Raw genomic sequence first — 6,621 nt, forward strand, 5'->3', positions numbered from 1 at the left:
CATGTCGATGACCGAGAAGCAGGGCGGCTCCGACGTGCGCGCCGGCACCACCCAGGCGACGCCCAACGCGGACGGCACCTACAGCCTGACCGGCCACAAGTGGTTCACCTCCGCGCCGATGTGTGACATCTTCCTGGTTCTCGCGCAAGCACCGGGCGGGCTGTCGTGTTTCATGCTGCCCCGGATCCTGCCCGACGGCACCCGCAACCGGATGTTCCTTCAGCGCTTGAAGGACAAGCTCGGCAACCACGCCAACGCCTCCAGCGAGGTCGAATACGACGGCGCCGTCGCCTGGCTGGTGGGCGAGGAGGGCCGCGGCGTCCCGACCATCATCGAGATGGTGAACCTGACCCGGCTCGACTGCACGCTGGGCAGCGCGACCAGCATGCGCACCGGCCTGACCCGCGCGATCTACCACGCTCAGCACCGAAAGGCCTTCGGCGCCTATCTGATTGACCAGCCGCTGATGCGCAACGTGCTGGCCGACCTGGCCGTGGAGGCCGAGGCCGCCACCATGGTCGCGATGCGGATGGCCGGCGCGACCGACGCCGCGGTGCGTGGCGACGAGAAGGAGTCCCTGCTGCGCCGCATCGGCCTGGCGGCCAGCAAGTACTGGGTGTGCAAGCGCTCCACCCCGCACGCCGCTGAAGCCCTGGAATGCCTGGGCGGCAACGGTTATGTCGAGGACTCCGGCATGCCACGGCTGTACCGCGAGGCGCCGCTGATGGGCATCTGGGAGGGCTCGGGCAATGTCAGCGCCCTGGACACGTTGCGCGCCATGGCGACTCGTTCCGAAAGCGTCGAGGTGTTGTTCGCCGAAATCGACGAGACCGCGAGCCAGGACCCGCGGCTGGGCAACCACGTCGAGGCGCTGAAGAAACAACTCGCCGACCTGGACACCATCCAATACCGCGCCCGCAAGGTCGCCGAGGACATCTGCCTGGCTCTGCAGGGCTCGCTGCTGGTTCGCCACGGGCATCCCGCAGTGGCCGAGGCGTTCCTGGTGACGCGCCTCGACCGGCAGTGGGGCGGGGCGTTCGGCACCATGCCCGACGGCCTGGATCTTGCGCCGATCCTGGAGCGGGCGCTGGTAAAGGGCTGAGTCCCAATGACTCACGCGATCAGGCCCGTCGACTTCGACAACCTGAAAACGATGACCTACGAGGTCACCGACCGGGTTGCGCGGATCACGTTCAACCGCCCGGAAAAAGGCAACGCGATCGTCGCGGACACCCCGCTGGAGCTCTCGGCCTTGGTGGAGCGGGCCGACCTGGACCCCAACGTCCACGTAATCCTGGTGTCCGGCCGCGGCGAGGGCTTCTGCGCCGGATTCGATCTGAGCGCCTACGCCGATCGCACCGGCTCGGCGGGTGGCACCGGCGCCTACTCCGGCACGGTGCTGGACGGTAAGACGCAGGCGGTCAACCACTTTGCGGATCAACCGTGGGATCCGATGATCGATTACCAGATGATGAGTCGGTTCGTGCGCGGCTTCTCCAGCCTCCTGTACGCGGACAAACCAACGGTGGTCAAGATTCACGGCTACTGCGTGGCCGGCGGCACCGACATCGCGCTGCACGCCGACCAGGTGATCGCCGCCGCCGACGCCAAGATCGGTTACCCGCCGACCCGGGTGTGGGGCGTCCCGGCCGCGGGCATGTGGGCGCACCGGCTCGGCGACCAGCGCGCCAAACGCCTGCTGTTCACCGGCGACTGCATCACCGGCGCGCAGGCCGCCGAGTGGGGTCTGGCCGTCGAGGCGCCGGACCCGGCGGACCTCGACGAGCGCACCGAGCGACTCGTGGAGCGGATCGCGGCGGTGCCGGTCAACCAGCTGATCATGGTCAAGCTCGCGCTGAATTCCGCTCTGCTGCAACAGGGTGTGGCGACCAGCAGGATGGTCAGCACGGTGTTCGACGGTGTCGCCCGGCACACCCCGGAGGGACACGCCTTCGTCGCCGACGCCGTCGAACACGGCTTCCGCGAGGCGGTCCGGCATCGTGACGAGCCGTTCGGCGATCACGGCCGTCGAGCTTCCCAGGTGTAGGCATGCCGAACATGACGGCCCGCTCGGTGGTGCTCAGCGTGCTGCTGGGCGCGCATCCGGCCTGGGCGAGCGCCGGCGAATTGATCAGGCTCACAGCTGATTTCGGAATCAAAGAGACCACGCTGCGGGTCGCGCTGACCCGCATGGTGGGCGCCGGTGACCTGATCCGGTCCGCCGACGGCTATCGGCTCTCGGACCGACTGCTGGCCCGCCAGCGCCGCCAGGACGACGCCATGCGCCCGCAGACGCGGACCTGGCGCGGCGACTGGCTGCTGCTGGTCGTCACGGCCGTGGGCACCGATGCGCGTGCCCGCGCCGCCCTGCGAACCACCATGCACGACAAGCGCTTCGGTGAATTGCGGGAAGGGGTGTGGATGCGGCCGGACAACCTGGCGCCAGACCTCGACCCCGATGTCGCGTCGCGGGTGCGGGCGATGAAGGCCCGCGACGACGCGCCCGCCGAGCTGGCCGGCGAACTTTGGGACCTACCCGGCTGGGCCGAAACCGGCCGCAGGCTGCTAGACGAGATGTCGCAAGCGTCCGACATCCCGGGCCGATTTCTGGTGGCGGCCGCGATCGTGCGTCACCTGCTCACCGACCCGATGCTGCCGCCCGAACTCCTGCCCGCCGACTGGCCCGGCGCCCGGCTGCGGGAGGCTTACCACCACTTCGCCACCGAACTCGCGCAACGGCGTGACCCAACTCAACTCGTGGAGGTGACATGAGCGATCCGGTGCGCATCGAGCGCAATGGTCCAGTGACCACGGTGATCCTCAACCGGCCTGCGGCGCGCAACGCGGTCAACGGCCCGACGGCCGCTGCACTGTACGACGCCTTCGACGAGTTCGACCGCGACGACGACGCGTCCGTCGCCGTCCTGTGGGGAGATAACGGAACCTTCTGCGCCGGAGCCGATTTGAAGGCGTTCGGCACCCCCGACGCCAACGCCGTGCACCGCACGGGCCCGGGCCCGATGGGGCCGTCGCGAATGGTGTTGTCCAAGCCCGTGATCGCCGCGGTCAGCGGCCACGCCGTCGCGGGCGGCCTGGAGCTGGCCCTGTGGTGCGACCTGCGGGTGGCCGAACAGGACGCCGTATTCGGCGTGTTCTGCCGCCGCTGGGGCGTCCCGCTGATCGACGGCGGCACCGTGCGGCTGCCCCGCCTGATCGGGCACAGTCGCGCGATGGACATGATCCTCACCGGCCGTGGTGTCAAAGCCGACGAAGCGCTCGCCATCGGGCTGGCGAACCGGGTGGTGCCCAACGGTCAGGCCCGGCACGCGGCCGAAGAGCTGGCCGCGCAATTGGCGGCGCTGCCGCAGCAGTGCCTGCGTTCGGATCGGTTGTCCGCGTTACACCAGTGGGGCGCAACGGAATCCGATGCGCTCGACTTCGAGTTCGCCAGCATCTCGCGGGTGGCCGCCGAGGCCAACGAAGGGGCCGGACGGTTCGCCGCGGGCGCCGGGCGGCACGGTGCACCGGCCGGCTAGTCAGCCGCCCTGGTTGATGGTGTTACCCGAGCCGAGGTTGTCGACCTTGGGAGTACCGGCTTTGTAGGTGATGGTGTTGTCCAGCCCCAACACGGTGATCCGGGTATCGATCTTGTCGAAGGTGATCTTGTTGTGGGTGCCGCCGACGCTGACCGTCGCGCAGGTACCGGTCACTGTCAGGGTGTTGTCCGAACCCGCCACGTTCAGTGATTTGCCGTTGGCGCAGTCGAGGGTGGTCGTGGTGCCCATCGACCCGTAATTCACGGTGTTGCCGATCTCGACCGACGCGGTGGTGCTCACCCCGCCGCTGGGCCCCGTGGTCGGCGCGGCCGTGGCGCTCGACTTGGTGCTGCTCGGGGTGGCCGAGGTGCCGCCGGGCGGATTGGCTGTCGAACTGCAGCCGGCCAGCGCGATCGCCGCGATGGCCGGGGCCACGACGAGCATGCTCATTCGACGGTCAATGATGTTGGCAAGCAATGGTTTTCGTCCCCCTAGATCGAATGGCGGTTCGGTGTCGAGCGTCAGCCGGGCACCTGCTGGAGCCGGTTGGTCATGCCCAGTTCGCGGCCGCGGTCCCAGAGGAACGGCGCGCCGTTGTGGTAGAAGACCGTCTGGTCGTAGCCGTAGACGGTGATGTCGTGCGAAACCGAGTCCGCGACCACGGTGTTGGACGAGCCCATCACCGTCACCGCGTAGCAGTTCCCCAGCGCGGTGACGCTGTTGTTGGTGCCGTTGACCAGCAGTGTGGCGTCGTTGCAGTCCAACGTCTGCTCGAGGCCTTCGCCGATGACGTGGGTGTCGCCGTTCTTGGCGTGCGCAATCGGGGCGGGGCTCGCGGGAGTGGCCGCGACGGTGATGACGCAGGTGGCCAGCGACCCGGCGACGGTAGTCCAGTTCACCGCGGGCCCCCTTTAAAGACCAGTGAATCTGCTCGAACGAGCCTGGGATGAGACTACGTGCATCCGCCCGCTCGCTGGCAGCCTTGTGTGCATTTGCGCGACCGAGGACGCCTCGCCGTGCTTGATGGCTTCAGGGCACCCGTCAACTAGAGTCATTAGTTAACCAACCCGAGCATCGCAATCGAAGGGCGACCGCCATGGCAGCTCAGCCGGAATCACCGGCGGCCGCCGCGCGCCCACGCAAGACCGCCTCTCGCCCGGCCAAACTGAGCCGGGACGGCATCATCGACGGCGCACTGACCTTCCTGGATCGTGAGGGCTGGGACGCGCTGACCATCAACGCTCTGGCCACCCAGCTGGGGACCAAAGGGCCGTCGCTGTACAACCACGTCGACAGCCTGGAGGACCTGCGCCGTTCGGTGCGGATCCGCGTGATCGACGACATCATCACCATGCTGAACCGGGTCGGCGAGGGTAGATCCCGTGACGACGCGGTTCTCGTCATGGCCGGCGCCTACCGCAGCTACGCCCATCACCACCCCGGTCGCTACTCGGCCTTCACCCGGATGCCGTTGGGGGGCGAGGATCCCGAATACGCCGCCGCGACCCGGGGCGCGGCCGCACCGGTGATCGCCGTGCTGTCCTCCTACGGTCTCGACGGTGTCGAGGCCTTCCACGCCGCGCTGGAATTCTGGTCCGCGATGCACGGGTTCGTGCTGCTGGAGATGACTGGCGTGATGGACGACGTCGACACCGATGCCTTGTTCTCAGACATGGTGCTGCGGCTGGCGGCGGGTGTGGAAAGGCGCACCCACGACGGTGCCGGGGGTTAGCGCGGTCACCGCTTTGACCTGCAAGACCGGCGGCGGGTATTGTGGTGGCTCGTGCCTGGCGGCTTACGGCGCCTAACCGTAAGGAAGTGGATGCCGGGCGAATTCGCGTGTCCACGATGCATCGGATTCCGTCCGGTGCGCAACGCGTGCGACACACCCGGACGCGGGGTAACTCGAACGGGCATAACCGCAGTGCAAAGACTTGAAAACCGCTTGAAGACACCGAACACGAAGACAGAAAGACGATAGATGCCAACCATTCAGCAGCTGGTCCGAAAGGGTCGCCGGGACAAGATCGGCAAGGTCAAGACCGCGGCTTTGAAGGGCAGCCCGCAGCGCCGTGGCGTATGCACCCGCGTGTACACCACCACCCCGAAGAAGCCGAACTCGGCACTTCGGAAGGTCGCGCGCGTCAAGCTGACGAGCCAGGTTGAGGTCACTGCCTACATCCCGGGCGAGGGCCACAACCTGCAGGAGCACTCGATGGTGCTGGTGCGTGGTGGCCGAGTCAAGGACCTGCCCGGTGTGCGGTACAAGATCATCCGCGGTTCGCTCGACACCCAGGGTGTCAAGAACCGCAAGCAGGCTCGCAGCCGTTACGGCGCCAAGAAGGAGAAGAGCTAATGCCGCGCAAGGGGCCCGCGCCGAAGCGTCCGCTGGTCAACGACCCGGTGTACGGATCGCAGTTGGTCACCCAGCTGGTGAACAAGATCCTGCTCCAGGGGAAGAAATCGCTCGCTGAGCGCATTGTTTATGGTGCGCTCGAGAATGCCCGGGAGAAGACAGGTACTGATCCCGTGATCACGCTCAAGCGTGCTCTCGACAACGTCAAGCCCGCCCTGGAAGTGCGTAGCCGCCGCGTCGGTGGTGCGACCTACCAGGTGCCCGTCGAGGTGCGTCCGGACCGGTCCACCACGCTGGCGCTGCGCTGGCTTGTCTCCTTCTCGCGGCAGCGCCGGGAGAAGACCATGGTCGAGCGGCTGGCAAACGAGATTCTGGATGCCAGCAACGGCCTCGGGGCCTCCGTCAAGCGGCGCGAGGACACCCACAAGATGGCCGAGGCCAACCGCGCCTTCGCGCACTATCGCTGGTGAGAATCGCCGCGCTGCGGCGAAATTCGGCAGCGAGGCCGGGGCGAGAGAAATAGCGAACTAACTAAGCAATCGAAAGAGTGGGAAGACTTCTGTGGCACAGAAGGACGTGCTTACCGACCTGACCAAGGTCCGCAACATCGGCATCATGGCGCACATCGACGCCGGCAAGACCACGACGACCGAGCGCATCCTCTACTACACCGGTATCAGCTACAAGATCGGTGAGGTGCACGACGGCGCCGCCACCATGGACTGGATG

At 67.2% G+C, this 6,621-nt stretch carries 10 protein-coding genes; 8 read left to right on the top strand and 2 right to left on the bottom strand.

What is annotated here, in order from left to right; all coding sequences use genetic code 11:
* The 4 genes from JOZ00_RS04790 to JOZ00_RS04805 all read left to right on the top strand — a co-directional run.
* On the top strand, positions 1 to 1,102 hold a 1,102-nt coding region (locus tag JOZ00_RS04790; RefSeq protein WP_293340374.1), incomplete at its 5' end, for an acyl-CoA dehydrogenase family protein.
* Positions 1,103 to 1,108: 6 nt separating this feature from the next.
* Complete coding sequence (locus JOZ00_RS04795) at positions 1,109 to 2,047, top strand: crotonase/enoyl-CoA hydratase family protein (RefSeq protein ID WP_293340377.1); 939 nt, start codon at positions 1,109 to 1,111, stop codon at positions 2,045 to 2,047.
* A gap of 2 nt (positions 2,048 to 2,049) precedes the next feature.
* A complete protein-coding gene (locus JOZ00_RS04800) occupies positions 2,050 to 2,772 on the top strand; it encodes a PaaX family transcriptional regulator C-terminal domain-containing protein (protein WP_293340380.1) in 723 nt (240 codons plus the stop codon).
* Positions 2,769 to 3,536 carry a crotonase/enoyl-CoA hydratase family protein gene (locus JOZ00_RS04805; RefSeq protein ID WP_293340382.1) on the top strand — a complete coding sequence of 256 codons (768 nt, stop codon included), beginning with the start codon at positions 2,769 to 2,771 and terminating at the stop codon, positions 3,534 to 3,536. Before JOZ00_RS04800 ends, JOZ00_RS04805 begins: the two co-directional genes overlap by 4 nt.
* Here the strand turns inward: JOZ00_RS04805 and JOZ00_RS04810 are convergent, their stop codons facing one another.
* Both JOZ00_RS04810 and JOZ00_RS04815 read right to left on the bottom strand, forming a co-directional pair.
* A complete protein-coding gene (locus tag JOZ00_RS04810; protein ID WP_293340384.1) occupies positions 3,537 to 3,986 on the bottom strand; it encodes a DUF3060 domain-containing protein in 450 nt (149 codons plus the stop codon).
* Positions 3,987 to 4,057: 71 nt separating this feature from the next.
* Entirely contained in the window at positions 4,058 to 4,435 is a 378-nt protein-coding gene (locus JOZ00_RS04815; RefSeq protein ID WP_293340386.1) for a DUF3060 domain-containing protein, read from the bottom strand.
* A gap of 197 nt (positions 4,436 to 4,632) precedes the next feature.
* On the opposite strand from JOZ00_RS04815, the gene JOZ00_RS04820 reads away from it, so the two are divergent.
* The 4 genes from JOZ00_RS04820 to JOZ00_RS04835 form a co-directional block, all read left to right on the top strand.
* Entirely contained in the window at positions 4,633 to 5,268 is a 636-nt protein-coding gene (locus JOZ00_RS04820) for a TetR/AcrR family transcriptional regulator (protein WP_293340389.1), read from the top strand.
* 249 nt (positions 5,269 to 5,517) lie between these two features.
* Entirely contained in the window at positions 5,518 to 5,892 is a 375-nt protein-coding gene (gene rpsL / locus JOZ00_RS04825; protein ID WP_003879423.1) for a 30S ribosomal protein S12, read from the top strand.
* Positions 5,892 to 6,362 carry a 30S ribosomal protein S7 gene (rpsG, locus tag JOZ00_RS04830; RefSeq protein ID WP_293340473.1) on the top strand — a complete coding sequence of 157 codons (471 nt, stop codon included), beginning with the start codon at positions 5,892 to 5,894 and terminating at the stop codon, positions 6,360 to 6,362. The genes rpsL and rpsG overlap by 1 nt, the downstream gene beginning before the upstream one ends.
* A 91-nt stretch (positions 6,363 to 6,453) precedes the next feature.
* Positions 6,454 to 6,621: GTP-binding protein (locus JOZ00_RS04835; protein WP_293340476.1), on the top strand; the 168-nt coding region annotated here is incomplete at its 3' end.

It is taken from the genome of Mycobacterium sp. (assembly GCF_019243155.1).
Taxonomy (GTDB): domain Bacteria; phylum Actinomycetota; class Actinomycetes; order Mycobacteriales; family Mycobacteriaceae; genus Mycobacterium.

What these genes read in the sequence shown, in the direction of transcription:
- JOZ00_RS04810 (WP_293340384.1), bottom strand. Translation starts at nt 3,986, where the DNA reads ATGAGCATGCTCGTCGTGGCCCCGGCCATCGCGGCGATCGCGCTGGCC.
- rpsL (WP_003879423.1), top strand. Translation starts at nt 5,518, where the DNA reads ATGCCAACCATTCAGCAGCTGGTCCGAAAGGGTCGCCGGGACAAGATC.
- JOZ00_RS04820 (WP_293340389.1), top strand. Translation starts at nt 4,633, where the DNA reads ATGGCAGCTCAGCCGGAATCACCGGCGGCCGCCGCGCGCCCACGCAAG.
- JOZ00_RS04795 (WP_293340377.1), top strand. Translation starts at nt 1,109, where the DNA reads ATGACTCACGCGATCAGGCCCGTCGACTTCGACAACCTGAAAACGATG.
- JOZ00_RS04805 (WP_293340382.1), top strand. Translation starts at nt 2,769, where the DNA reads ATGAGCGATCCGGTGCGCATCGAGCGCAATGGTCCAGTGACCACGGTG.
- rpsG (WP_293340473.1), top strand. Translation starts at nt 5,892, where the DNA reads ATGCCGCGCAAGGGGCCCGCGCCGAAGCGTCCGCTGGTCAACGACCCG.
- JOZ00_RS04800 (WP_293340380.1), top strand. Translation starts at nt 2,050, where the DNA reads ATGCCGAACATGACGGCCCGCTCGGTGGTGCTCAGCGTGCTGCTGGGC.